This is a genomic window from Actinocrinis sp., assembly GCF_035650855.1.
Taxonomy (GTDB): Bacteria; Actinomycetota; Actinomycetes; order Streptomycetales; family Catenulisporaceae; genus Actinocrinis.
In genome coordinates, this window is sequence record NZ_DASRGV010000255.1 from 1 (window position 1) to 23,395 (window position 23,395).

22 protein-coding genes are annotated in these 23,395 nt (G+C 70.0%); 14 read left to right on the forward strand and 8 right to left on the reverse strand.

The genetic code is table 11. The annotated features are described in order from the left end of the window. Positions 1–1,314: YifB family Mg chelatase-like AAA ATPase (locus VFB40_RS18450; RefSeq protein WP_324852306.1), on the forward strand; the 1,314-nt coding region annotated here is incomplete at its 5' end. 50 nt (positions 1,315–1,364) lie between these two features. Here the strand turns inward: VFB40_RS18450 and VFB40_RS18455 are convergent. Continuing rightward, positions 1,365–1,682: a hypothetical protein gene (locus VFB40_RS18455; RefSeq protein ID WP_324852308.1), complete on the reverse strand. Its 318-nt coding sequence runs from the start codon at positions 1,680–1,682 to the stop codon at positions 1,365–1,367. Here VFB40_RS18455 and dprA point away from each other — a divergent pair. From dprA to VFB40_RS18510, 11 genes are all read left to right on the forward strand, one after another. Next, positions 1,656–2,678 carry a DNA-processing protein DprA gene (dprA, locus tag VFB40_RS18460; protein WP_324852310.1) on the forward strand — a complete coding sequence of 341 codons (1,023 nt, stop codon included), beginning with the start codon at positions 1,656–1,658 and terminating at the stop codon, positions 2,676–2,678. The two genes, VFB40_RS18455 and dprA, sit on opposite strands and share 27 nt — an antisense overlap. 276 nt (positions 2,679–2,954) lie before the next feature. Next, on the forward strand, positions 2,955–3,776 hold the full coding sequence (gene whiG, locus VFB40_RS18465) for an RNA polymerase sigma factor WhiG (RefSeq protein WP_324852312.1): 822 nt from the start codon (positions 2,955–2,957) through the stop codon (positions 3,774–3,776). Positions 3,777–3,912: 136 nt separating this feature from the next. Next, complete coding sequence (locus tag VFB40_RS18470; protein ID WP_324839327.1) at positions 3,913–4,503, forward strand: TetR/AcrR family transcriptional regulator; 591 nt, start codon at positions 3,913–3,915, stop codon at positions 4,501–4,503. Between the two features lie 305 nt (positions 4,504–4,808). Next, entirely contained in the window at positions 4,809–5,144 is a 336-nt protein-coding gene (locus VFB40_RS18475) for a peptidoglycan DD-metalloendopeptidase family protein (protein ID WP_324852314.1), read from the forward strand. A 247-nt stretch (positions 5,145–5,391) separates the two neighbouring features. Continuing rightward, positions 5,392–6,348 carry a 30S ribosomal protein S2 gene (gene rpsB, locus VFB40_RS18480; protein ID WP_324852316.1) on the forward strand — a complete coding sequence of 319 codons (957 nt, stop codon included), beginning with the start codon at positions 5,392–5,394 and terminating at the stop codon, positions 6,346–6,348. Positions 6,349–7,090: 742 nt separating this feature from the next. After that, positions 7,091–7,930, forward strand: coding sequence for a translation elongation factor Ts (gene tsf / locus VFB40_RS18485; protein WP_324852318.1), 840 nt, complete (start codon positions 7,091–7,093; stop codon positions 7,928–7,930). Positions 7,931–8,092: 162 nt separating this feature from the next. Further along, positions 8,093–8,917, forward strand: coding sequence for a UMP kinase (gene pyrH, locus VFB40_RS18490; RefSeq protein ID WP_414639830.1), 825 nt, complete (start codon positions 8,093–8,095; stop codon positions 8,915–8,917). 43 nt (positions 8,918–8,960) lie between these two features. After that, a complete protein-coding gene (gene frr, locus VFB40_RS18495) occupies positions 8,961–9,518 on the forward strand; it encodes a ribosome recycling factor (RefSeq protein ID WP_324852321.1) in 558 nt (185 codons plus the stop codon). A 683-nt stretch (positions 9,519–10,201) separates the two neighbouring features. Continuing rightward, positions 10,202–11,065, forward strand: coding sequence for a phosphatidate cytidylyltransferase (locus VFB40_RS18500; RefSeq protein ID WP_527249202.1), 864 nt, complete (start codon positions 10,202–10,204; stop codon positions 11,063–11,065). Positions 11,066–11,135: 70 nt separating this feature from the next. Continuing rightward, entirely contained in the window at positions 11,136–12,290 is a 1,155-nt protein-coding gene (gene rlmN, locus VFB40_RS18505) for a dual-specificity RNA methyltransferase RlmN (protein ID WP_324852325.1), read from the forward strand. A gap of 70 nt (positions 12,291–12,360) precedes the next feature. Then, positions 12,361–13,050, forward strand: coding sequence for an HAD family hydrolase (locus tag VFB40_RS18510; RefSeq protein WP_324852328.1), 690 nt, complete (start codon positions 12,361–12,363; stop codon positions 13,048–13,050). On the opposite strand, the gene VFB40_RS18515 is transcribed toward VFB40_RS18510, so the two are convergent. The 5 genes from VFB40_RS18515 to VFB40_RS18535 form a co-directional block, all read right to left on the reverse strand. After that, positions 13,025–13,702, reverse strand: coding sequence for a hypothetical protein (locus tag VFB40_RS18515; RefSeq protein WP_324852330.1), 678 nt, complete (start codon positions 13,700–13,702; stop codon positions 13,025–13,027). The genes VFB40_RS18510 and VFB40_RS18515 overlap by 26 nt on opposite strands. Further along, positions 13,699–14,481, reverse strand: a complete 783-nt coding sequence (locus VFB40_RS18520; RefSeq protein ID WP_324852332.1) for an ATP-binding cassette domain-containing protein — start codon at positions 14,479–14,481, stop codon at positions 13,699–13,701. The genes VFB40_RS18515 and VFB40_RS18520 overlap by 4 nt, the downstream gene beginning before the upstream one ends. A 165-nt stretch (positions 14,482–14,646) precedes the next feature. After that, positions 14,647–16,077 (reverse strand): NAD(P)/FAD-dependent oxidoreductase, encoded by a 1,431-nt coding sequence (locus VFB40_RS18525; protein ID WP_324852334.1) that lies wholly within the window; start codon positions 16,075–16,077, stop codon positions 14,647–14,649. Further along, complete coding sequence (locus tag VFB40_RS18530) at positions 16,062–17,438, reverse strand: aspartate aminotransferase family protein (protein WP_324852336.1); 1,377 nt, start codon at positions 17,436–17,438, stop codon at positions 16,062–16,064. The genes VFB40_RS18525 and VFB40_RS18530 overlap by 16 nt, the downstream gene beginning before the upstream one ends. Further along, the gene (locus tag VFB40_RS18535; protein WP_324852338.1) at positions 17,435–18,004 is read right to left on the reverse strand and encodes an Lrp/AsnC family transcriptional regulator; all 570 of its coding nucleotides are present in this window, start codon (positions 18,002–18,004) and stop codon (positions 17,435–17,437) included. The genes VFB40_RS18530 and VFB40_RS18535 overlap by 4 nt, the downstream gene beginning before the upstream one ends. Before the next feature lie 185 nt (positions 18,005–18,189). On the opposite strand from VFB40_RS18535, the gene VFB40_RS18540 reads away from it, so the two are divergent. Together VFB40_RS18540 and VFB40_RS18545 are read left to right on the forward strand one after the other, a co-directional pair. Continuing rightward, positions 18,190–19,620, forward strand: a complete 1,431-nt coding sequence (locus VFB40_RS18540) for a gamma-aminobutyraldehyde dehydrogenase (RefSeq protein WP_349261541.1) — start codon at positions 18,190–18,192, stop codon at positions 19,618–19,620. Between the two features lie 101 nt (positions 19,621–19,721). Next, the gene (locus VFB40_RS18545; RefSeq protein ID WP_349261544.1) at positions 19,722–20,246 is read left to right on the forward strand and encodes a tetratricopeptide repeat protein; all 525 of its coding nucleotides are present in this window, start codon (positions 19,722–19,724) and stop codon (positions 20,244–20,246) included. A 23-nt stretch (positions 20,247–20,269) separates the two neighbouring features. Here VFB40_RS18545 and VFB40_RS18550 read toward each other — a convergent pair whose 3' ends face one another. Both VFB40_RS18550 and VFB40_RS18555 read right to left on the reverse strand, forming a co-directional pair. Continuing rightward, positions 20,270–21,511: a mannosyltransferase family protein gene (locus VFB40_RS18550; protein WP_324852344.1), complete on the reverse strand. Its 1,242-nt coding sequence runs from the start codon at positions 21,509–21,511 to the stop codon at positions 20,270–20,272. Between the two features lie 163 nt (positions 21,512–21,674). After that, entirely contained in the window at positions 21,675–23,339 is a 1,665-nt protein-coding gene (locus VFB40_RS18555; RefSeq protein ID WP_324839310.1) for a PucR family transcriptional regulator, read from the reverse strand. Between the last annotated feature and the right edge of the window lie 56 nt (positions 23,340–23,395).

The following is a 23,395-nucleotide window of genomic DNA, read 5'->3' on the forward strand; positions in this document are numbered from 1 at the left end:
CGCGCCACTGGAGCCATCCGTCAGACGAAGCTGCACGACGCGGTCTTCCTCGCCGAGTTGGGCCTGGACGGTCGCGTGAAGCCGATTCGCGGCGTGCTCCCGTGCGTCATCGCGGCGGCCCGCGCCGGACACGGTCCGGTCTTCGTCGCCGAGGCGAATGCCGCAGAGGCCGCCCAAGTGACCGGCGTCGAGGTGACCGGACTGCGGTCGCTGCGGCAACTGGTCGCCCTAGCCAACGGCGAGCCCATACCCGGAGAGCCGCCGGGACTCGTTCCGGCCAGCGCGCAGGACCTGCCGAGCGACGGCCCTCCGATCGAGGAGCCGCAGTTCGAACCCGATCTGTCCGAGGTCGTCGGGCAGTACGAAGCGCGTAAGGCCCTCGAACTAAGCGCAGCGGGTGGTCACCACCTGTTCCTCTGCGGCACGCCGGGCGCCGGGAAGACGATGCTGGCTAAGCGGCTTCCCGGGATTCTGCCGCCGCTCGACAACCAGGCTGCGCTTGAGGTCTCCGCGATCCACTCGCTCAGTGGCACGCTTCCGCCCGACAGACCGCTGATCACCCGACCGCCGTTCTGCACGATCCACCACTCCGCGACAGTCGCCTCAATGGTCGGCGGTGGCTCCGGAAACGTGCGTCCCGGCGCCGTGAGCCGTGCACACCGAGGCGTCCTCTTCCTCGATGAGATGCCGGAATTCAGCCGTACCGCATTGGATGCACTGCGCGAGCCGATCGAGTCGGGCGAGGTCGCCATCGCACGGGCCAGCGGCATCGCGCGGTTTCCGGCGAGTTTTCTGCTCGTCGGAGCAGCGAATCCGTGTCCCTGCGGACGTGCTGGCAGTGCGCTTGCAGCCTGCACCTGCGCGCCACGGCAGCGGATCGCTTACCTCTCGCGCATCTCCGGACCGCTGCTCGACCGGATCGATCTGCGCGTCGACGTAACCCCAGTTGGCCCAGGCGAGCTGCTCGACGCGGCCAGCGGCGGCCAAGGCGGCGAAAGCACCGCCGTCGTCGCACAGCGCGTCGCGGAGGCGAGGGCGCGTGCGGTGCGCCGACTCGCGGAGACGCCATGGCAATGCAACGCCCAGGTGCCCGGCCAGGTGCTGCGGAACCGATGGCCGCTGGCCATCGACGCCCTCGCCACCGCAGAGCGGGCACTACGCGCGGGCACGCTCAGCGCGCGCGGGCTCGACCGGGTGATCCGCGTCGCGTGGACAGTGGCGGATCTCGCCGGCGCCGATCGGCCGGACCGGGTTGCTGTCGATACGGCGCTCGGTTTCCGCCTCGGCTCCATCGCGCTCGCCTCCGGGTGCTGACCATGTCCGTCACTCAAGGTCTCGTCTCGCCTCGCAGTGCGCGGACCGAATCAGCCGTCGAAGCCGACCGATTTGCTCGGCTCGCGCTCAACCACGCCGTAGAGCCCGCCGACCCGCAGATCGGCCGCCTGCTCGAACTCCACACTCCAGTCGACGTGCTGGCAGCGATCCGGACGGATCAGCTGCCCGACCTCGATCCCGATCCGGCTCGCCACGATCGGCTGGCCGACCGCTGCACCGGCCTCCGCCTCAGACTCGAACCCGGGCGAGTCGAGGCTGGCATCGCTGCCGCCGACGCGGTCTTCGCCCGATTCGTCACGCCAGCCGACAGCGATTGGCCGGTGCGGCTGGACGATCTGGGCCAGCAACGCCCGATCGGCATCTGGGCCATCGGGTCATGGGGCGACCAGTCTTACGAGCGCTCGAATCCGGCTTTCGAGCACGACAGCGACCGGGACCAGGACCAGGACCAGGACCGCAACTCATCACCGACCGACGCCGAGCGCAGCGCGCCATTGCCGACTGCCGAGATGCTGTCGATCGTCGGAGCGCGTGCTTGCACCGGTTATGGCTCCTACGTCGCAGGGGCACTCGGTGCGGATTTGGCGTCAGCCGGAATGACGGTGGTTTCCGGTGCAGCTCTCGGCATCGACGCGGCAGCTCATAGGGGAGCGCTCGCGGTCGGCGGCCCGACCATCGCGGTGCTCGCATGCGGAATCGACCGAGCCTACCCGCGTGCCCACGAAGCGCTGCTGCGTGCGATCGCCGAGCACGGAGCCGTGCTCTCCGAACTCCCTCCGGGCGCCTCGCCAACCCGATTCAGGTTCTTGAATCGCAACCGCATCATCGCAGCGCTCGGCGTCGGCACTGTTGTGGTCGAGGCGGCGCACCGCAGCGGCTCATTGGTGACCGCGCGGCTAGCGGCGGAACTCGGGCGGGTCGTAATGGCGGTGCCCGGACCGGTGACCTCCGATCAGTCCGCGGGCGCGCACGAGCTGATCCGCGACGGCGCCACGCTCGTAACGCAGGCGTCGCAGGTTCGCGAGGCCTGCGCGAGCCTGACCGCGGCCTCCCGCGAGTCGTGCGGCCCGGGAGCGCCGACTGCGATCCCGGGCCAGCGGATTCGAACCGCGCGTCGGGCGCCTACGCAATCGGTCCGGCCCGCCGAGCCTGCCGATCCGATCGAAGAGTTGCTGCTCGAAGCGCTGCCGAGCGCGACCGCAGACGTCGGCGCTGACGTCTTCGCGCTCGCTCGCGCCACCGGCGTCGGACCTGACGCGGTGTTCGCCGCGCTGGGCAGACTCGCGGCCTGCGGACGCGCGGTGAAGGCGGGAGGAGGCTGGATGCTCTCGACCAAACGCTGATGTCAGGGTACCTGCGGTCAACTCGCCCGAGGCTGGCGCAGTCGGCTAACGCTGACGTCAGCAGGGCTGCGTGAGCGTCTCCGCGTGGTGACGGCTTAATCTAGCGCTCTGTGCCTGAACCACATCCCGGCGCGCCTCACCTGATCGGGCGGGCTCGCATGCGGTTACCGTGGAGATCGTTGTGGTTACGCTACGCTCGGCTTGCGGCCGAGGCTGTGCTTCCGCAGGATCGCCGGCTTGAGAAGGATCGCGTGGTTGAGTGGATCAAGGCGAGTGATGCCCAGGAACAGCCAGGTCCATGAGACCGTCTTCGACGAGCCCGACGCGGCCGCCAGACCGCCGGCAGCCCTTGACGCCCTATGGGCCGAGTTCAAGGCCACCGGCGACCAGCGGCTACGCGAGCGGCTGATCCTGCATTACTCACCGCTGGTCAAGTACGTCGCGGGACGAGTCTCGGTCGGCTTGTCCGGCACCGTGGACCAAGCGGACTTCGTCTCCTATGGCATCTTCGGCCTGATCGATGCCATCGAGCGCTTCGAGCCGGACCGCTCGATCAAGTTCGAGACCTACGCGATCAACCGCATTCGCGGCGCGATCATCGACGAGCTGCGTGCGCTGGACTGGATCCCCCGGTCGCTGCGGCAGAAGGCCCGCGAGATCGAACAGGCCTCAGTGCGGCTTGAGCATCGGCTCGGCCGCACGCCCACCGAGCGGCAGATCGCCGACGAGATGGGTATCACCCTCGCTGAGCTGCACCACATCTTCTCTCGCCTCTCGCTCGTCAATGTGCTGGCTCTCGACGAGGTTCTGACCCTGTCGACCGGCGACGGCGACCGGCTCAGTCTGGTGGAGACGCTGGAGGACCTGAGCGCGGACGACCCCGTCGAGACCTACGAGAACCGCGAAACGCGGCACCTGCTCGCGCGCGCCGTCAACACGCTGCCCGATCGCGAGAAGACCGTGGTGACCCTCTACTACTTCGAGGGCATGACGCTCGCAGAGATCGGTGGAGTGCTCGGCGTCACCGAGAGCCGGGTCTGCCAGATCCACGCCAAGGCAGTGCTAACGCTGCGCACGCGGCTGGCCGAGTTGCGTTAACAGTCCTCAACAGTCTCCGGCTCGACGCGCCCGAGAGCGGCGGGTCATTCCCGCGCCCGAGTGTTCGAACGTCCGACCATTCACGAACCGCGCGCAACGGCCTCCGGCGAAGGACCGGCTCGACTAGTCTGGAGTCGTGCCCAGGATCAAGGCTCCGACCGTCGCCGAGCATCGCACAATGCAGCGCACGGCACTCCTGGACGCGGCCAGGGATCTGCTCGCCGACGGCGGGATGGCCGCGCTCACCTTCGCCGCCCTGGCCGAGCGAGCCGGGTTGGCGCGCTCCTCGGTATACGAGTACTTCAAGTCTCGCGCCGACGTCGTGGAGGCGCTGGCCGTCGAGGACTTCCCGGCCGCGGTCGCCGACATCAGAGGCGTGATGCTGGCGCAGCCGACGCCGGAACGGCAGATCGCGGCCTATGTCCGGCGCCAGTTGGAGCTGGTGGCGCAGCCTGGTCATCGCGGCCTGCTCGCCCTCTCCGTGCTCGAACTCGACGGGCCGGCCAGGGAGCGGATCCGCGCGGCCCACGGCATGCTCGTCGATCTGGTGGTGGGCGCGCTGCGGCGACTTGGGCACCCGGATCCGCGCGCAACGGCGGCGGTTCTACAAGGCGCGGTGGACGGCGCGGCCAAGCGCATCGACGCCGGAGCCGACCCCGCCGCCTTGATCGAGAGCGCGCTGACACTCGTGCTGTTCGGCGTCCGAGGACAGCGCCGCGCCCGGTAGCAGTTCACTACGGCGCAAGTTCGAGGCTGTTCGCAGAGTTATCCACAACTTGCCCGGAAAGTCGGATTCCGGTGGCGCGTGTGTTCGAAACTGGACACATGAAGATCCTCATGTTGTTCGCCCTCATGCTCTCCAGCGCCTCAGCGGGCTTATTTTCGTCGAGCGCCCGCGCCGGCACACCATCGCCGCAGCCACGCACCGGCTCGGTATGGCGATGGCCGTTGGTCGGAACCGGTGGCTCACCGCCGCGGGTAGCGCGACCGTTCAGGCCTCCGGCGCTGCGCTGGTTGAGCGGACATCGGGGCGTGGATCTCGCTGCGTCCGACGCCACGCAGGTTCTCGCCGCCGGGCCGGGAACCATCTCCTTCGCCGGCACGCTGTTCGGGCAGGGCGTCGTAGTGGTCTCGCACGGACTACTGCGCACAAGCTATGAGCCGGTGACGCCCTCGGTGCACGTAGGTGATGTGGTGACCGCCGGGGCATCAATCGGCACTTTGGACGCCGGGCATTGCGCGACCGCGCCTTGTCTGCATTGGGGCCTGCTCACCGGCCACGGACACGGGGTGCGCTACTACGATCCGCTGCTGCTTCTCGGCTTGGCGCACCTACGACTCGAACCCGTCCGGCCACCACCCGGATAACTGACCGGCGGGACTGCGCGGAGCGGGTAAACTTGGCTCGCGGTCCGCTATAGCGGATCGACTTCGCGTGTCCGGAAACGGGACGCCCGCCGGTTCGCCAGAGCCTGCGGTCACCCGACGCGACAGCCATCCGGTCCCCTGTACCCGCCTCCCGCGGCGCAGGTGGCACGGCGGTCCGTCCGGACACCAGGAGCGCGGCCGGCCCGGCCGCGCGCGAGAACCGGACAAGATCGAGGAGGACACGGCCATGGCCGTCGTCACCATGCGCCAGCTCCTGGAGAGCGGCGTGCACTTCGGGCACCAGACCCGGCGCTGGAACCCGAAGATGAAGCGCTACATCTTCACCGAGCGCAACGGCATCTACATCATCGACCTGCAGCAGTCGCTGTCGTACATCGACCGCGCCTACGAGTTCATCAAGGCGACGGTCGCGCACGGCGGCACGGTCCTGTTCGTCGGCACCAAGAAGCAGGCCCAGGAGGCCGTCTCCGAGCAGGCGACCCGCGTCGGTATGCCCTACGTCAACCAGCGTTGGCTCGGCGGCATGCTCACCAACTTCTCCACCGTGCACAAGCGGCTCCAGCGCCTCAAGGAGCTGGAGGAGATCGACTTCGACGACGTGGCCGGCTCCGGCATGACCAAGAAGGAACTGCTGGTCCTGCGCCGCGAGAAGGACAAGCTCGAGCGCACCCTCGGCGGCATCCGGGACATGCAGAAGGTCCCGTCCGCGGTGTGGATCGTGGACACCAAGAAGGAGCACATCGCCGTCGGCGAGGCGCGCAAGCTGCGCATCCCGGTGGTGGCGATCCTGGACACCAACTGCGACCCGGACGAGGTCGACTACAAGATCCCCGGCAACGACGACGCCATCCGCTCGGTCGCGCTGCTCACCCGGGTGGTCGCCGACGCCGTGGCCGAGGGCCTGATCGCCCGGTCCGGTGCCGCCGCGGCCGCCAGCGACGGCGCCGCGACCACCGAGGTCGGCTCCGGCGAGCCGCTCGCGGCCTGGGAGCAGGAGCTGCTGGTCGGCGACAACGCCGCGCAGGCTCCGGCCGCTCAGACCGAGGCTCCGGCGCAGGCTGAGACCCCGGCTGTGCAGGCAGAGGCCCCGGCCGAGGCTGCTCCGGCTGCTGAGGCCGCTCCGGCGGTCGAGTCGGCTCCGGCCGCCGAGGCTGGCGACGCGGCGGACGCCGCTCAGGCGTGAGCAAGTCCGGTCCGGCCGCCAGGCCGGACCGCCTGGCCGCAGGCTGAGCGATCCGATCGATCTGCCGAGGTCCCGCGCCCTGCCACCGATGCCGGTCGGCCCCAAGCCGGCTGGCGGTGGCGGGAAGCGGGACCAGGCGGCGGCCCCGAGCGGATTCGCCAAGCCGCGCCAAGCGCACCGGGAGCACAGCCGATGCCGCTGGAGCGCCGCGCGGGCTGACCGTGGTTCGTAGCCGGTCCGCCGGTCTGCAGCCACATGGCAACCGGTGGCCCGCAGTCGGTCCGCCAAACTGGCCGTGGGCAGTCTGTCCGGCAAGCCAGCGGTCCGCGGCTGGTCCGCCAAACTGGCCGTGGGCAGTCTGTCCGGCAAGCCAGCGGTCCGCGGCTGGTCCGCCAACCGGCGGCCCGTGGCTGGCCCGGCAAACCGGCGGCTTGCGGCTCGTCCGTCGAACCGCCGGTCCGCAGCCGGTCCGGCGAATCGACGGCCCGCGACTGGTCCGTCAAGCAGCGGTCCGCAACTGGTCCGCCAAACTGGCAGTCGACAGCCAGCTCGGCAAACCGGCGGGGTTGGAGCCGGGAGCGCCGTCGGCAGACGGGTACGCGGGAATGCCGCGTGAACGCGCGCTGTTCCAGGGCGCGCCGAAGAACCAGCGTCCGAAACCAGACCACCACACAACAACCAGCCCGCGGCGGACCGCCGACCCAGGCGGCCAGGCGCGGGCGTCGACCGAGGGACAAGCAGCATGGCGAACTACACCACCGCCGACGTCAAGCGGCTGCGCGAGCTGACCGCCGCGGGGATGATGGACTGCAAGAAGGCGCTGGAGGAGACCGACGGCGACTTCGACAAGGCCGTCGAGTACCTGCGCGTCAAGGGCCTCAAGGGCGTCACCAAGCGCGAGGGCCGCTCGGCCAGCAACGGCCTGGTCACCGCTCAGATCGCGGACGACAACAGCAAGGGCACCCTGCTCGAGCTGAACTGCGAGACCGACTTCGTCGCAAAGGGCGAGCGGTTCCAGCAGGTCGCCGGCGAGCTGCTGGCGCACGCCGCGGCCACCGGCCCGGCCGAAGTGCCGGCGCTGCTCGCCTCGACCTTCCCGTCCAGCGGCAAGACCGTGCAGGAGTTCGTCGACGAGGCGAACGCCACCCTCGGCGAGAAGATCGAGCTGCGCCGCTTCGCCTCCTTCGAGGGCAACTACGTCGCCGCTTACCTGCACAAGACCTCGCCCGACCTGCCGGCGCAGGTCGGCGTGCTGGTGCAGCTGGACAAGCCGAGCGCCGAGACCGCCAAGGACGTCGCACAGCACATCGCCGCCTTCGCGCCGAAGTACCTGACCCGCGAGCAGGTCCCGGCCGAGGTCGTCGAGAACGAGCGGCGCCTGGCCGAGGAGACCTCCCGCGAGGAGGGCAAGCCCGAGGCCGCGCTGCCGAAGATCGTCGAGGGCCGGGTCAACGGCTTCTTCAAGGAGAACGTCGTGCTGGAGCAGGCGTTCGCCAAGGACCCGAAGAAGACCGTGCAGCAGGTGCTGAACGAGGCCGGCGTCACGCTCCAGGCGTTCGCGCGCTTCCGCGTCGGCGCCTGATCCGGCGTCCTACGTCCGACGTCTGACGCCGCGTCCGGCGCGTGGATTCGCGCCGTGGCCGTCGAACGGCCACGGCGCGCCGCCGCCGCACCGGACTGCACGCGGACGGTTCGTCGGTGCCGCGCCATACGATGCGGCGGATCGATAGGGTCGTGCGCCGACATGCCCCACAGTGAGCAAGAGGAGGCCGCAGTCGTGGCTGGTATCCAGCAAGAGACCGATCCGGCTGCGGCCTTCGCCGCGCATCCGGGGGAGCGCGGCCGGTACAGCCGGGTCGTGCTGAAGCTGTCCGGAGAGGTGTTCGGCGGCGGGAAGGTGGGCGTTGACCCGGACGTCGTGCAGTCCATCGCCCGGGAGATCGCGCAGGCGATCCGGCAGACCGGCACCCAGGTCGCGATCGTGGTCGGGGGCGGCAACTTCTTCCGCGGCGCCGAGCTGAAGAACCGCGGCATGGAGCAGGCCCGCGGCGACTACATGGGCATGCTGGGCACGGTGATGAACTGCCTGGCGCTTCAGGACTTCCTGGAGAAGCAGGGCGTCGACACCCGAGTGCAGACCGCCATCACCATGGCCCAGGTCGCCGAGCCCTACATTCCGCGCAAGGCGATCCGCCATCTGGAAAAGGGCCGAGTGGTCATTTTCGGTGCGGGCGCCGGTATGCCGTATTTCACCACCGACACGACCGCCGCCCAGCGCGCGCTGGAGATCGGCGCCGAGGTGGTGCTGATGGCGAAGCAGGGCGTCGACGGCATCTACGACGCCGACCCGAAGTCGAATCCGGACGCGGTCAGGTTCGACACGATGACGCACCGCGAGCTGCTCAATCGCGGGTTGAAGGTCGCGGACTCCACCGCGGTCTCCCTGTGCATGGACAACGGCATGCCGATCGTGGTGTTCGGGCTCTTCGACGGCAACATCGCCCGCGCGGTCTCCGGCGCGAAGATCGGTACGCTGGTCAGCCGTGAAGACGGCGCGGTTGCGCAGTAGTTTGTCTCACTGAGACGTCCTGGCGGAAACAAGGAGCCGTGAAGTGATCGACGAGACCCTCCTCGAGGCCGAGGAGAAGATGGACAAGGCCGTGTCGGTGGCCAAGGAGGACTTCGCAGGCATCCGCACCGGCCGGGCCACGCCCGGCATGTTCAGCAAGATCCACGTGGACTACTACGGCACGCCGACGCCGGTGACCCAGCTCGCCTCGATTCAGGCGCCCGAGGCGCGCATGGCTGTGATCACGCCGTACGACAAGAGCTCGCTGGCCGCGGTCGAGAAGGCGATCCGTGACTCGGACCTGGGGGTGAACCCGACCAACGACGGCAACGTCATCCGGGTGGTCTTCCCGCAGCTGACCGAGGAGCGGCGCAAGGAGTACATCAAGGTGGCCCGCGGCAAGGCCGAGGACGCCAAGGTGTCGGTGCGCAACATCCGCCGGCACGCGAAGGAAGCCATCGACAAGCTGATCAAGGACGGCGAGGTCGGCGAGGACGAGGGCAAGCGCGCGGAGAAGGAGCTCGACGGCTTCACCGCGAAGCACACCGGGCAGATCGACGAGGCGCTCAAGCACAAGGAAAACGAGCTGCTGGAGGTCTGATCCGGAGTCGGCCAGCCCCGCCGCGCGAATGGTGGCGGAGGGGCGGGGTGGCCGAGCGGCCGAGGCTGGGTGACCGGCAACGGGACGGACGGACGGACTAGGCGGCGTGGCACGGCCTGGCGCGCGTGTGTGCTGACATGCGTCGCGACGCCGCACCACGCCGAGATCGCTGGTGGAAGAGAACCGTGTCTCGGGCGTGTCCGTGGCGCCGCGGAACTCGGGTGCGGTGGCGGTCGGACAGTGGGCGGACGTGCGTGTCCATGGCGGTGTCCCTGGCGGGGCGGATCTCGGGTGTGCTGGTTCGTGGTGCTGGGCGCGGTGGAGGTTGGCGGCGGCCGGGCGGTTCGGGCTCGCGGGCGGATGTCGTGGCGTTGGTGCGTGCGTGCGTACGTGGCGAGGCGTGAGGTAGCGGTGGCGATGCGATCTTCTTCCCGCGATCGTTGTTGTTCCTCCCGCGGTCTTTTTTCGCTGCGGAGGCTCGGAGCGTTTGTCTGATCGTCCGGCTGCGTTCACCATGAGACTGTGTGCGTCGTGCGGAGGGGCGCTCCGGCTACGTTCCGCGTGAAACGCTGTCGGTGGGCCGGCCGCGACCGGGCGATCGGGGCCGCCGCGCCCCCGTCGGCCTCGATCCGGTACCGTCGTCCGCTGACAAGAGGATCGCAGTCCGGGGAAAGGCCGCGCAGATGACCAGCGCCGTGAAGCGGAGGGAGCAGCCCGTGGCGCCTCCCGGCCGGCCGAGCCGCGCCGGGCGAAACCTTCCCGCGGCCATCGGGGTCGGGCTGCTCCTCGGTGCCGCGATCGTCTCCTCGCTGCTGCTGTTCAAGCCCGCCTTCCTCGCCATTGTCGCCGCGGCCGCCATGCTCGGCGTGCGGGAGCTGTCGACCGCCTTTCAGGAACGCGGCATAAGGTTCCCGGTCCTGCCGGTCGCCGTCGGCGGCTTGGGCATGCTCGTGCTGGCCTACTACCGCGGCGAGGGTGCGCTGGCCGCCGCGCTGGCGCTGACCACCGTGGCCGTCGTGGTGTGGCGGCTGACCGAGCCCGCGGAGGGGTATCTGCGCGACGCGAGTGCCGGGGTATTTGCCGCCGTCTACGTGCCTTTCCTCGCCGGGTTCGCGCTGCTGATGACTGCTGCTGACCATGGTGCGCAGCGCGTGCTTGTGTTCCTGATCCTGGTGGTCTGCAACGACACCGGCGGCTACGCGACCGGCGTGTTGGCCGGGCGGCATCCGATGGCTCCGTCGATCTCGCCGAAGAAGTCCTGGGAAGGGCTCGTCGGCTCCGTGGTCACCGCTGGGGCCGCGGGTGCGATAACGATGGTGACGATGCTGCACGGGCAGGCCTGGCAGGGCGCGGTGACCGGCGTCGCCGTGGTGGCCAGCGCTACCCTCGGCGACCTGTGCGAGTCGATGATCAAGCGCGACCTCGGCATCAAGGACATGGGCAATCTGCTGCCCGGGCACGGCGGCATCATGGACCGGCTGGATTCGCTGCTGCCTACCGCGCCGGTGGCATGGCTGCTGCTCTCGCTCTTTGTGCCGGTGAAGTAGCCGCCTAACCGGCTAGCAGCCGAACGGGTGGACGGACGGGATAGTCCGTCCATGGGACAATGGGCAGATCATGAGCACGCAGGATCTGCCCGCCCCCACGAGCACGCCGCCCGCCAGCACGCGCCTCGAGCCCGGCCAACTCCTCTTCGAGGCGCCGCGCCGGGGCAAGCCGCCGCGCCACCTGGCCGATCTCACCCTGGCCGAGCGCAAGGACGCGGTGACCAAGTCGGGGCTGCCGGGATTCCGCGCCGCGCAGCTGTCCAAGCACTACTTCGGTCGGCTGGTCGACGACCCCGCCGAGTGGACCGACGTCCCGGCCGCCCACCGCGAGACCCTGTACGCCGCGCTGTTCCCCCGCTTGATGACCTCAGTGCGTGAGATCACCTGCGACGGCGGCACGACCCGCAAGACGCTGTGGCGGCTACACGACGGCGCGCTGGTCGAGTCCGTGCTCATGCGCTACCCGGACCGGGTGACCATGTGCGTCTCCTCGCAGGCCGGGTGCGGTATGAACTGCCCCTTCTGCGCCACCGGCCAGGCCGGGCTGACCCGCAACCTGTCGACGGCCGAGATCGTCGAGCAGGTCGTCGCGGGCGCGCGGGAACTGGCCCGCGGCGAGGTCCCGGGCGGGCCAGGCCGCGTCGCCAATGTCGTGTTCATGGGCATGGGGGAGCCGCTCGCGAACTACAACGCGGTTATCGGTGCGGTGCGGCGACTTACCGACCCCGTGCCGGACGGCCTCGGGCTGTCGCAGCGTCACATCACCGTCTCGACGGTCGGCCTCGTCCCGGCGATCGAGAAGCTGACCGCCGAGCAGCTGAACGTCACGCTCGCGGTCTCGCTGCACGCCCCCGACGACGACCTGCGTGACGAGCTGGTCCCAGTCAACACGCGCTGGCGGGTCGGAGAGGTGCTCGGCGCGGCCTGGGACTACGCGCACACCACCAAGCGCCGCGTGTCGATCGAGTACGCGCTGATCCGCGACATCAACGACCAGGTCTGGCGCGCGGACCTGCTGGGCAAGCGGCTGCGCGGCAAGCTGGCGCACGTGAACCTCATCCCGCTCAACCCGACGCCGGGCTCGAAGTGGACCGCGTCGCGTCCCGAGGACGAGGACGCGTTCGTGCGCACGCTTGAGGCGTATGGCGTGCCGGTGACGGTGCGCGACACGCGCGGCCGCGAGATCGACGGAGCGTGTGGGCAGCTGGCGGCCGTAGAGGCGTAAAGCGGTGCGGGGTTGTCGGCAGTGGCCGCTATCTTGATCGGGTGACCAGGGTGGGGCGGGGCCGGGAGCTATGAGCAAGATCAAGCACATCGTCTGGGACTGGAACGGCACGCTCTTCGACGACCAGGACCTCGTCCTGGCGGCGACGAACGCCTCGCTGGCCGCGATCGGCGTGGACCGGCACATCACCAACGACCGCTACAAGGAGCTCTACCAGCGGCCGATGGAGGACTTCTACGCCGCGCTCATCGGGTTCCCGGTGACGGCGGCGCAATGGCCGGTGCTGGACGCCGCGTTCGCCGAGTACTACCTCTCGCGGGTGCGCGAGTGCGGACTGAGCGAGGACGCGCTGGTCGCGATGGACGCTTGGTCGCCGCGTTCGCAGTCACTGCTGTCCATGTTCGGCCACGAGGACTTGCTGCGGCTGACGCGGGACCTGGAGCTGCACAGTCGCTTCCACCGGATCGACGGCCGCCCTGCCGAGCTCGACTTCGGGCCGAAGGCCAAGTACCTCGTCAAACACCTGGAGCATCTGCGCGCTCAGGACCCGGAACTGACCCCGGATCAGGTCGCCCTGATCGGCGACTGCGCTGACGATGCCTACGCGGCCTTCCACATCGGCGCGCAGGCCGTGCTGTACACCGGCGGTTCCTCCAGCCGCTCCGTGCTGGAGAAGGTCGGTGTGCCCGTGGTGGACACGCTCAGCGAGGCGGTCACGCTGCTGGCCGAAAGGGCTACCGGCCCCGGCGCAGCCGAGTAAGCCAGCGCTCGGGCAGCGGACTGAACCGGGTGACGTCCACGCGCTGCCACACCGGAGAACTAGCGGTCAGCGCTCCGGCCACCGCGAGCGCCGCCGTCTGCAGGATCGCGACCAGCCAGGTCAGCACCCCCGCACCGAACATCCCGTGCAGCGGCGCCCGACGCGACAGCAGATCGCCAATCGGAGCGTGCAGCAGCGCGACGCCGACCGAACCGGCCACCGCGCCCGCCCCGGCGAACAGCGCGAGGCGGCCGGTCGCGATCAGCCACGCGGTGCGGTGCTCGGCCCCTGCCTGCCGCAAGCCTCGAGCGGTGGACCGCCGCAGATCCCGCTGAGCCGCGGCGGACCAGATGAGGGCGGCGGCGCCCGGCAGCGCGCAGCAGAGAAGTCCGATCAACGTACTGGCGGCGAGGCGGCCGGCCGGCGCGATGAACATCACCGTGATCGGCGGCGCCACTAGTGCGGCTGACCACGCGACCCGCCACGCGGCGGCCCGCACGCCGCGGTCGAGCGGCACGGCGAGCCGCAGCGTCAGTCGCGCCCTGAACCAGGCCGGCTCGCGCGGTTGGAAGAACGTATCGGCCGTGGCCGCGCCGCCGCTGGTCGCGGAGCTGCTACGGGCAAGCCGATGGTCGGATAAGTCGCCGCTCATCTGCCGACCTTCGCCGGGCTCGTCAGTGATTGTGAGGCCGCGTCAGGTGCGCGGTGCGGTACATCGCCAGGCTTCGCAGCAGGCACGACCGCTATCGGTACCGGTTCGGCGTGTGTGCGTCCACCGACAAGGTGCACCGTCCGCTCGTAACGCGCAGCGGTGTCCGCCTCCCGGGTAAACACGACCACGGCCGTACCGTGCGAGCGGGCGACCGAACGCAGGATCCGGCTCGCGGTGCTGATGCTCTCATCCGACAAGCCGACGAACGGCTCGTCGGCGAACAACACCAGCGGGTCGTTCACCATCGCCCGGGCCAGGGCCGCGCGCCGCAGCACCTCGGCCGGCAGTTCGCCGGGCCGCCGGTCGGCCGCGTCCGCGATCTCGAAGCGCGCGAGCCAGGTCAGCGCGCGTTGCGTCGCCTCGCGCTCGCCCACTGCGGCGAAACGCAGCGGCAGCGCGGCGAACTGTCCCAGCGTCAGCTCGGGAAAGAACACCGGGTCCTGATGCACCAGCCCGTAATGCCGCAGCCGGAACGCGCGCCGCTGCCCCGCGGCCAGCAGATGGAACGGCTTGCCGTTGGTCCACACAGTCCCCGCGAAGGGCGCCGTCTCACCGCACAGGCAGGCCTTGAGCGCGGACTTCCCGGCGCCCTGCGGGCCGAGGACCGCTACCGTCTCCCCCTCGCCGACCGCCAGGCCGACCTGGTTCAGGACCGACCCGTCGGCCGGGAACACCAGGCCGCGGGCGTCCAGTACCGGATTGTCGGAAGGAAGGCTCACGCGCCTACTCTCCCCGAACCCGGCGGGGGCGATGGCGGCAACCCGCGCCGATTCATCCAATCTGACGAGTCGTCGGGTGTTGATTGAGCCCATCTGCGCAGCTGTTCGGATGATTCGACGTTTAAGTCGGCTGATTCGGTATCAGGTCCCCTTCAGCGTCCGCGCTCAGTGGCCGATGAAGGGCCCGAACAACGCCGCGCGGCGCGACGGACGCCCGGTGCGCGCCTCCTCGGCGTCGGCGCTGCTCATGACGCGCAACCCGAGGTTCGCGCCAAGCCAGCGCAGCGGCTCGGCCTCCCACTTCCGCGAGTGGTGGCCGACCCACGGGAGGCGGGTCAGGTCCGTGGCGACGCCGTGCTCGCCGCGGAGCAGATCGGCGAGGGTGCGCCCGGCCAGATTCGACGCGCCGACGCCGTCGCCCACGTAGCCGCCGGCCCAGGCCAGCTTCCTGGCGCGATCGATGCCCACCGATGCGAACCAGTCCCGTGGCACGCCGAGTACTCCGCCCCAGGTGCGCGTTACCGCAACATCCCGCAGCACCGGGAAGAGCTCGCCGAGCACGCGCTTTAGCTCGGCGTGCACCTGCGGTTCGCGCTCGTACTCCGGCCTGACCGACGAACCGAAGTGATAGGGCGCACCGCGACCACCGAACGCGAACCGGCCGTCCGCCGTCCGCTGCCCGTAGATGATCAGGTGCCGGTAATCGGAGAGCGTCTGACGGTCCGCTAGACCGATCTGTTCCCAAGCCGCTTCAGGCAGCGGCTCGGTGACCAACATCAGCGAGTACACCGGCGCGAAGGTCCGCTTGAAGCCGCGAATGCTCGGCGTGTAACCCTCGGTCGCGCGCACGACGGTGCCCGCGCGAACCGTTCCGAGCGGTGTCGTCACCACGCCGTCGCGGATCGCCGTGACCGGCGTCTGCTCGTAGATCGGCACGCCCAACCGCTCCACGACCTCGGCGAGGCCGCGCACGAGCCGCGCCGGATGGATCGCGGCGCAGTGCGGCGTGTAGGTGCCGCCGAGCACGCCGGTCGCGTTCGCGTGCTGCTGTGCCTCCAGCGCGGTCAGCAGCCGCACATCCGCTTCGCCGAACCCGAACTCCCGGCTCTCGGAGACCTCCTCGCGCGCCCGCTCCAACTGCACCGCGCTGCGGGCGAGCACGACCGTGCCGCCCTTGGCGTAATGGCAGTCGATCCCCTCGGCGGCGACAACCCGGCCGACCTCGTCGACGGTCTCGTTCAGCGCCCGCTGCAACGCGACAGCCGCCTCGCGCGAGCGAGCCACCCTCGCGACCTTCGTCAGGCTGGACGGGAAGATGGCCGAGCACCAGCCGCCGTTGCGTCCCGACGCGCCGAAGCCCGCGTAGTTGGCCTCCAGCACGGCGATGCGCGCGGAGGGCTCGGCCTTCTTCAGGTAGTAAGCCGTCCATAGACCGGTGTAACCGGCCCCGACGATCGCGACGTCCACCGCCGTGTCAGCGGGCAGCGACGGCCGCGGCTTGATCGGCTCCGGCAGCGAGTCGTGCCAGAAGGACGGCGTCGCCGGTGCCGACAAGCCGGGAGCCGGGGCCGGGGCCGGCGTCAGAGCCGGGTCCATGCCTCGGTGAGCACCGTGCGCAGGATCTGCTCGATCTCGTCGAAGGTGCCCTGGTCCGAGACCAGCGGCGGGGAGAGCTGCACGACCGGGTCGCCGCGGTCGTCGGCCCGGCAGTACAGGCCGTTCTCGAACAGCGCCTTGGACAGGTAGCCGTAGAGCACCCGCTCGCACTCCTCGTCGGTCAGCGTCTCCTTGGTCGCCTTGTCCTTGACCAGCTCGATGCCGTAGAAGAAGCCGTTGCCGCGCACGTCGCCGACGATCGGCAGGTCGTGCAGCCGCTGCAGGGTGGAGAGGAACGCGCCCTCGCTGTCCAGCACGTGCTGGGTCAGGCCCTCGCGCTCGAAGATGTCCAGGTTCGCCAGCGCCACGGCCGCGGAGACCGGATGCCCGCCGAAGGTGTAGCCGTGCAGGAAGGTGTTGTCGGCCTCGTAGAAGGGCTGCGCCAGCCGGTCCGAGATGATGCAGGCGCCGATCGGGGAGTAGCCGGAGGTCATGCCCTTCGCGCAGGTGATCATGTCCGGTACATAGCCGAACTTGTCGCAGGCGAACATGGTGCCGAGCCGGCCGAAGGCGCAGATCACCTCGTCGGAGACGAGCAGCACGTCGTACTTGTCGCAGATCTCGCGCACCCGCTGGAAGTATCCGGGCGGCGGCGGGAAGCAGCCTCCCGCGTTCTGTACCGGCTCGAGCACCACAGCGGCGACCGTGTCGGGGCCCTCGAACAGGATCTGCTGCTCGATCCGGTCCGCCGCCCAGCGGCCGAACGCCTCCGGGTCCTCGCCGAGCGCCTCGATGCCGGAGATCTCGGCGGCCCGGTAGAAGTTCGTGTTCGGCACCTTGTGCGCGCCCGGCACCAGCGGCTCGAACGGCGCCTTGAGCGCGGGCAGGCCGGTGATCGACAGGGCGCCCTGCGGGGTGCCGTGGTACGCGATCGCGCGCGAGATGACCTTGTACTTGGTGGGCTTGCCGGTCAGCTTGAAGTACTGCTTGGCCAGCTTCCACGCGGTCTCCACGGCCTCGCCGCCGCCGGTGGTGAAGAAGACCTTGTTCAGGTCGCCCGGGGCGTAGCCGGCCAGCCGCTCGGCCAGCTCCACCGCCTTGGGGTGCGCGTAGGACCAGATCGGGAAGAAGGCCAGGTCCTGCGCCTGCTTGTACGCGGCCTCGGCCAGCTCGGTGCGGCCGTGCCCGGCCTGCACGACGAACAGCCCGGCCAGGCCGTCGAGGTAGCGGCGGCCTTCGGAGTCGTAGATGTAGACGCCTTCACCGCGCACGATCGTCGGGACCGGCGCGTCCTTGTACGAGGACATGCGGGTGAAGTGCATCCACAGATGGTCGTAGGCTGCGGACTGGCTGGTGCTCATCTCGTTCCCCAGGTGTATGTCTGTTTATGCAGCTTGAGGTAGACGAAGCTCTCGGTGCTGCGCACTTGCGGGATGGCCCGGATGCCCTTGTTGATGATCTCCAGCAGCTGGTCGTCGTCCTCGGCCACCACCTCGACCAGCAGGTCGAAGGATCCGGCGGTGGCCACCACGTACGAGACCTCGGGCATCGCGGTCAGCGCCTCGGCCACCGGATCGAGATCACCCTCGCACCGGATGCCGATCATCGCCTCCCGGTTGAAGCCGACGGTCAGCGGATCGGTCACCGCGACGATCTGGATGACCCCGGACTCCTGGAGCTTCTGCACCCGCTGGCGCACCGCCGCCTCGGACAGGCCCACGGCCTTGCCTATGGTGGCGTACGCCCGGCGTCCGTCCTGCTGGAGCTGCTCGATGATGGCCTTCGAGAGGTCGTCGAGCGCCGCCTGCTGGGCGCGGCGCCGGCGCGGGGCTTCGACTCGGGCGCCCGGATGGCCGCTCGCCGCGTGCTCGTGGCTCTTCGGATCGTGGCTCTCCGGGTCGTGTCCGCTCGGCACCTTGTTCATCATGGGTGCAGATCCCGTCGCTTGGCAAGCCTCAACCAATGGAATTCGTGTTTCAGGGCGCTCTTCGTCACTGATTCCCTCGCCTTTCCAGTTTTCAAGTATCGCCCGGCGGCGCGGATCGGGCTAGGCTGACCGCAGGTGGGTTCTTGCCCCCTCGTCCCCACAAGGATCACCGAGGAGAGTCCGCAATGGAGCCGCGCGTGCTTCGCAACATCGTCGGCGGGAAGCCGGTCGACACGGCCGAAGGGCGAACCAGTCCGATCATCGACCCGGTCACCGAGGAGGTGATCGCGCACGCGCCGCTGTCCGGCCCCGCGGACGTCGACGCGGCGCTGAAGGTCGCCGCGGAGGCGTTCCGCCAGTGGCGGCGGGTGACCCCCGCCGAGCGGCAGAAGGCCCTGCTCAAGCTGGCCGACGCGGTCGAGGCGCGGGCGTCCGAGTTCGCCGCGGTCGAGTCGCAGAACACCGGCAAGCCGCTGGGCCTGACCGAGAGCGAGGAGCTGGTCCCGATCGTGGATCAGCTGCGCTTCTTCGCCGGCGCGGCGCGGCTGCTCGAGGGCCGGGCGACCAGCGAGTACCTGGCCGACCACACCTCGACGATCCGCCGCGAGCCGGTCGGGGTCTGCGCGCAGGTGACGCCGTGGAACTACCCGCTGCTCATGGCGATCTGGAAGATCGCCCCGGCGATCGCGGCGGGCAACACGGTGGTCCTCAAGCCCTCCGACACCACGCCGATGTCCACGCTGCTGCTGGCCGAGGTCGCGCAGGAGTTCCTGCCGCCGGGCGTCTTCAACGTGGTGTGCGGCGACCGCGACACCGGCCGCGCGCTGGTCGAGCACCCGATCCCGGCGATGGCCTCGATCACCGGCTCGGTCCGGGCCGGCATCGAGGTGGCGCAGACCGCGGCCACCGACCTCAAGCGGGTGCACCTGGAGCTCGGCGGCAAGGCGCCGGTCATCGTCTTCGAAGACGCCGACATCCCGGCCGCGGTCGAGGGCATCTCGGTGGCCGGATACTTCAACGCCGGCCAGGACTGCACCGCCGCCACGCGGGTGCTGGTCCACGAGGCGATCCACGACGAGTTCGTCAGGGCGCTGACCGAGGCGGCCGCCGGCACCAAGACCGGGCAGCCCGACGACGAGGACGTGCTCTACGGTCCGCTCAACAACGCCAACCAGCTGGCCCGGGTGCACGGCTTCATCGAGCGGCTGCCGCAGCACGCCACGCTGCACACCGGTGGCCACCGGGTCGGCGACCGCGGGTACTTCTACGCGCCGACGGTGGTCTCGGGGCTCAACCAGGACGACGAGATCATCCAGGACGAGGTCTTCGGCCCGGTCATCACGGTGCAGAAGTTCGGCAGCGAGGAAGAGGCCCTCGAATACGCCAACGGCGTGCAGTACGGCCTGGCCTCCTCGGTGTGGACGAAGGACCACGCCAGGGCGCTGCGCTGCTCCCGCGACCTGGACTTCGGCTGCGTGTGGATCAACACGCACATCCCGCTGGTGGCGGAGATGCCGCACGGCGGCTTCGGCCACTCGGGCTACGGTAAAGACCTGTCGATGTATGGGTTCGAAGACTACACGCGCGTCAAGCACGTCATGTCCAACATCGGCTGAAATTCCCGCACGACGCGTACCGCCGGGCCTCGGCCGTGAAGGCCGCGGGCCCGGCGGGAAGCGCCCCGAACCCGCCGCGGCGCGTGATCTATGCTGTCGCGATGAATGATCATCAGAAGAGCGCGCCGGACGCGGCCTGGGAACAGCGGTCCGCGCAGGCGTGGGCCTCGATCGATGCACACACGGAAGAGAACTTCCGCGCGCTGATCGACAGCCTCGTCGCCGAACTGCCCGACGGCAGCGCGGTCGGCGTGTTCGAGCGCGCGGCCGCGTTTGACTCGACCGGCCACTCGGATCTGGCGGTTCCGCTCTACCGGCAGGCCCTCGACCAGGGGCTGACCGGGGAGCGCCGGCGCCGCGCGGTGATCCAGATGGCCAGTTCGCTGCGTAACCTCGGCCGCGTCGAGGAGAGCGTCAAGCTGCTGACCGAAGAGATGGAAGCGGGCTCAGACCATCTCGACGACGCCGTGCGCGGCTTCCTCGCCCTCGCGCTGGCCGATGTCGGCCGCGAGCGCGAGGCCCTGTCCCTCGCCCTGCGCGCACTGGCCCCGCACCTGCCGCGCTATCAGCGTTCGCTCGGCAACTACGCGCGCCTCCTCGTCGAACCCGACGACGAAGAGGGGTAAGGGTCCGGCGACTCGGCCCGCGCTCAGTTCGACCAGATGCCGGCCGAGTACAGGAATGCCGCGATGACGGCGACCGGTGCGCAGAGCCACACATAGGCGTTCCCGATCCATGCTCGGCGTTCTGCGGCGCGCGCGAACAGCAGATAGAGCGGGAAGCAGAGCAGCAGGCCGCGATCCGCCGCCTGCTGCATGTTGACGAACACCATGCTGGCGAGCACCAGCGCGCAATAGGTCGCCTCGGGCCACTCGCACCGCGCCAACAGCACGAAAACGAGTACAGCGGCCGCGATCGTGCACACCAGCTCCAGCTGGAAGGACCACGCGTAGGCGCCCGATCCGTCGCCGTACTCGTACGCGCCGCGCCAGGTGTTGCGCAGCGCGATCCAGGGCCAGTCCATCCACAGGTTCCAGCCCTTGCGGTTGGCCTGCTGCCAGGCGCTCCAACTGCCGGTCGCGCGGCGTAGGTAAAGCAGGTACATGAACGGTCCGACGACGGCGGCCGACGCGATCAGGGCCGAGCTCAGGCGGCGGCCCCGCTCGGCGCGCAGGAGCGCGAACAGGACCAGCGCCGGGATCAGGGCGAGGCCGTCGATCCGGGTCAGGCCGGAGAGCCCGGCCAGCAGCGAGGCGACGGGCCAGTCACCGCGCTGCGCCGCGTACCAGGCTCCGATCGCGAAGGCCAGGAACAGCGACTCGCTGTAGGGAACGCAGAGGAAGACCGCGGCCGGAGCGGTGAACAGGAACAACGCGGCCCGGTTGCTGCCAGCCATCCGGTTGAGCAGCACCGCGGCGACGCACCCGGCGACGAGGGAGAGCAGCAGCGCCGAGTCGAGCCAGTTACGCACGAACAGGTGCACAACGGCGAGCAGGAGCGGGTAGCCGGGCAGAAACGCGGCGTTGTTCGGGGCGGAGGCGCCCGAGAACAGCCCGTGCTGCGCGTAGTTGACGTAGAGGTTCCCGTCCCATTGCTGGTAGCCGCGGGTCAGCGGGAGGTGGCTGTTGTTCGCCCCCTGGATCCACGCGGAGCAGTACACGACGATCGCGAGCGCCGCGTGAGCGCCGAGCACCACGCCGATCGCGGCCCGGTCGGTGCGGCTGAGCCGATCCAGGCGGGTCCACCGCAGCAGACGAGCCGGCCAGTGCGCCGCCCCGCCCGAGGTGTCGGCGGCGCTCGGCGGTGCCGTCTCGATCGCGGCGGCCTGCCCCTGCGCAACCACGGTGGGCTGCGCCTCCTCGGGCGGCGGCGCGATGGAGCGGTCGAGCATGACTTTCCTCCCCGTACGGCTCACAACCTGAGCGCAGCGTAGAGATCAGAGTGCGGATTGGTCACGGCCTGTGGCTGAAACCGCCCTTTCGGGCAGCATCCGCTCAGGTAGCCGCGCTACGTGTAGATCGCGTCGATGTATCTTGCATGACGCTTCAGAGACGTCAGCGGTCGCGCACCGCGTCGAGGGCGAGCAGAGCCACGTGCAGCGACAGGCAGGACTCCACCGAATCGAGGTCCACGCCGAGCACGCGCTCGATCCGGTGCAGCCGCTCGTAGAAGCTCGGGCGCGACAGGTGGGCGGCGTCGGCTGCCGCGCTTTTGTTGCGGCCCTGATCCAGATATATGCCGAGCATCGCGACCAGGTTCGTGCCGCGCTCCGTGTCGTACGCGAGCAGCGGGCCCAGCTCGCGCTCCACATATGTCTGAAGTCGCGCGTCATCCCTGAGCAGGTGAAGCAGACCCCTGAGTCGCACGTCCACCAGCCGGTGGTAGGGCGGGCCGCCTACCTGCCGGATCGCGGCATCCGCCACCTGCACCGCTTCGAGCAGCGATCGGCGTGCGTCGCGGACCGCCCCGACGCTGGTCCCCACCGCGATCGCGAACTCGCCGCCGTCGGGTCCGGCCAGGCGGCGGACCGTGGTGGCGAACGCGCCCAGCGCCGTGTCCTCGCGGTCCTGCGGGCCCAGCGCGAGCAGCAGGCCGACCGAATGCTCGTCCACCGAGCCGATCAGCGCGGACAGCCGCTTCTCGCGCACGGCCGCGGCCGCCTGGTCCGTCAGCTCCCGCAGCCGCGCCTGGTTCTCGATGGTGGCGCCCTGAATGGACGAGGTCTGCGAGGAGCCGCGCAGGCGCAGCACGATGCCGACGAGCCGCTTGCCGTCGAGGCCGACGCCGATCGCGCGGGCCCGAAGGGCGACCTCGGCCGCGGAGTGGTCGTGGTTGAGGATCGCGGTCAGCAGCGTCCGGTGGGTCTGGCGTTCCAGCGACTCGCGGTCCCGCTGCATCAACCGGTTGAGGGCGAGTGTCGCGGCGCCGCGCTCGGCGAGCATGGTGAGCCGGGTCGGTGCGGGCGCCGGGACTCCGTCGCACACGATCACCAGGCGGCCCCAGTCCTGGCCGCGCGCCCCGACCACCGTGGTCAGCCAGCCGGAGCGCTCGTCGTAGGCGGTGCGGGACGCCGGACGCACCGCGCGTGACCTTCCCTCCCAGCCGTCGAGCAGCGCTTCGTCCGTCGAACCGGTCGCGTCGTAGACCAGCACCTGGTGCGCCAGGTTCTCCAAGACCACCGGGTGGTCCGCCATCTTGGCGATCTGCCGCACCACCTCGCCCGGCTCCGCGCCCTCGACCGCCAGCTCGGTAAAGGTCTGGTGAACCTCTTCCGAGGCGCGCAGCTCCGCCAGCTGCGTGTCGATGATCCGCGCGTGTACGGCCTCGGTGATCGTGACGAAACGTGTATCGCGGCCGAGCGTGATGACCGGAAGCCGGTGCTTCTCGGCGGCGAGCAGCAGCGGCTTCGGGGGCGCCTCGGGATAGCGGCGGCCAAGCTCGACGACGAGCCCGGCCGCGCCCAGGGCGGCCAGGTCGGCGACGAAGCGGGCCAGCGCCTCGCGGTCGTCCGGCCAGGCGATCGCGGTGGAGAGCACCAGCTCACCGCCGCGCAGGATCTCGCGCACGTCGGTCAGCTCGGTCACGTGCACCCACCGCACCCTGCGGTCCAGCCCGGCCGCGCCCGCGACGACGCGCGGATTGCCCGCCCGCACCGCGTCGAGCGCGAGCACTTCGGCGACGGTCGGGAAGCCGGGATGGATAACGGAGTCGTCGGGCATCGGAGGCTGCCTTCGCGGGCGGACGGGGGCGGCGAGCGGGTGAGCCGGCCTTCACG

Excerpts from the sequence above, each read along its gene's own strand:
- VFB40_RS18535 (WP_324852338.1), bottom strand. The coding sequence starts at position 18,004 with ATGATGAACAAGGTGCCGAGCGGACACGACCCGGAGAGCCACGATCCG.
- VFB40_RS18510 (WP_324852328.1), top strand. The coding sequence starts at position 12,361 with ATGAGCAAGATCAAGCACATCGTCTGGGACTGGAACGGCACGCTCTTC.
- VFB40_RS18515 (WP_324852330.1), bottom strand. The coding sequence starts at position 13,702 with ATGAGCGGCGACTTATCCGACCATCGGCTTGCCCGTAGCAGCTCCGCG.
- VFB40_RS18545 (WP_349261544.1), top strand. The coding sequence starts at position 19,722 with ATGAATGATCATCAGAAGAGCGCGCCGGACGCGGCCTGGGAACAGCGG.
- rlmN (WP_324852325.1), top strand. The coding sequence starts at position 11,136 with ATGAGCACGCAGGATCTGCCCGCCCCCACGAGCACGCCGCCCGCCAGC.
- whiG (WP_324852312.1), top strand. The coding sequence starts at position 2,955 with ATGCCCAGGAACAGCCAGGTCCATGAGACCGTCTTCGACGAGCCCGAC.
- pyrH (WP_414639830.1), top strand. The coding sequence starts at position 8,093 with ATGCCCCACAGTGAGCAAGAGGAGGCCGCAGTCGTGGCTGGTATCCAG.
- VFB40_RS18525 (WP_324852334.1), bottom strand. The coding sequence starts at position 16,077 with ATGGACCCGGCTCTGACGCCGGCCCCGGCCCCGGCTCCCGGCTTGTCG.
- VFB40_RS18500 (WP_527249202.1), top strand. The coding sequence starts at position 10,202 with ATGACCAGCGCCGTGAAGCGGAGGGAGCAGCCCGTGGCGCCTCCCGGC.
- VFB40_RS18540 (WP_349261541.1), top strand. The coding sequence starts at position 18,190 with ATGGAGCCGCGCGTGCTTCGCAACATCGTCGGCGGGAAGCCGGTCGAC.
- tsf (WP_324852318.1), top strand. The coding sequence starts at position 7,091 with ATGGCGAACTACACCACCGCCGACGTCAAGCGGCTGCGCGAGCTGACC.
- rpsB (WP_324852316.1), top strand. The coding sequence starts at position 5,392 with ATGGCCGTCGTCACCATGCGCCAGCTCCTGGAGAGCGGCGTGCACTTC.
- VFB40_RS18555 (WP_324839310.1), bottom strand. The coding sequence starts at position 23,339 with ATGCCCGACGACTCCGTTATCCATCCCGGCTTCCCGACCGTCGCCGAA.
- VFB40_RS18530 (WP_324852336.1), bottom strand. The coding sequence starts at position 17,438 with ATGAGCACCAGCCAGTCCGCAGCCTACGACCATCTGTGGATGCACTTC.
- VFB40_RS18550 (WP_324852344.1), bottom strand. The coding sequence starts at position 21,511 with ATGCTCGACCGCTCCATCGCGCCGCCGCCCGAGGAGGCGCAGCCCACC.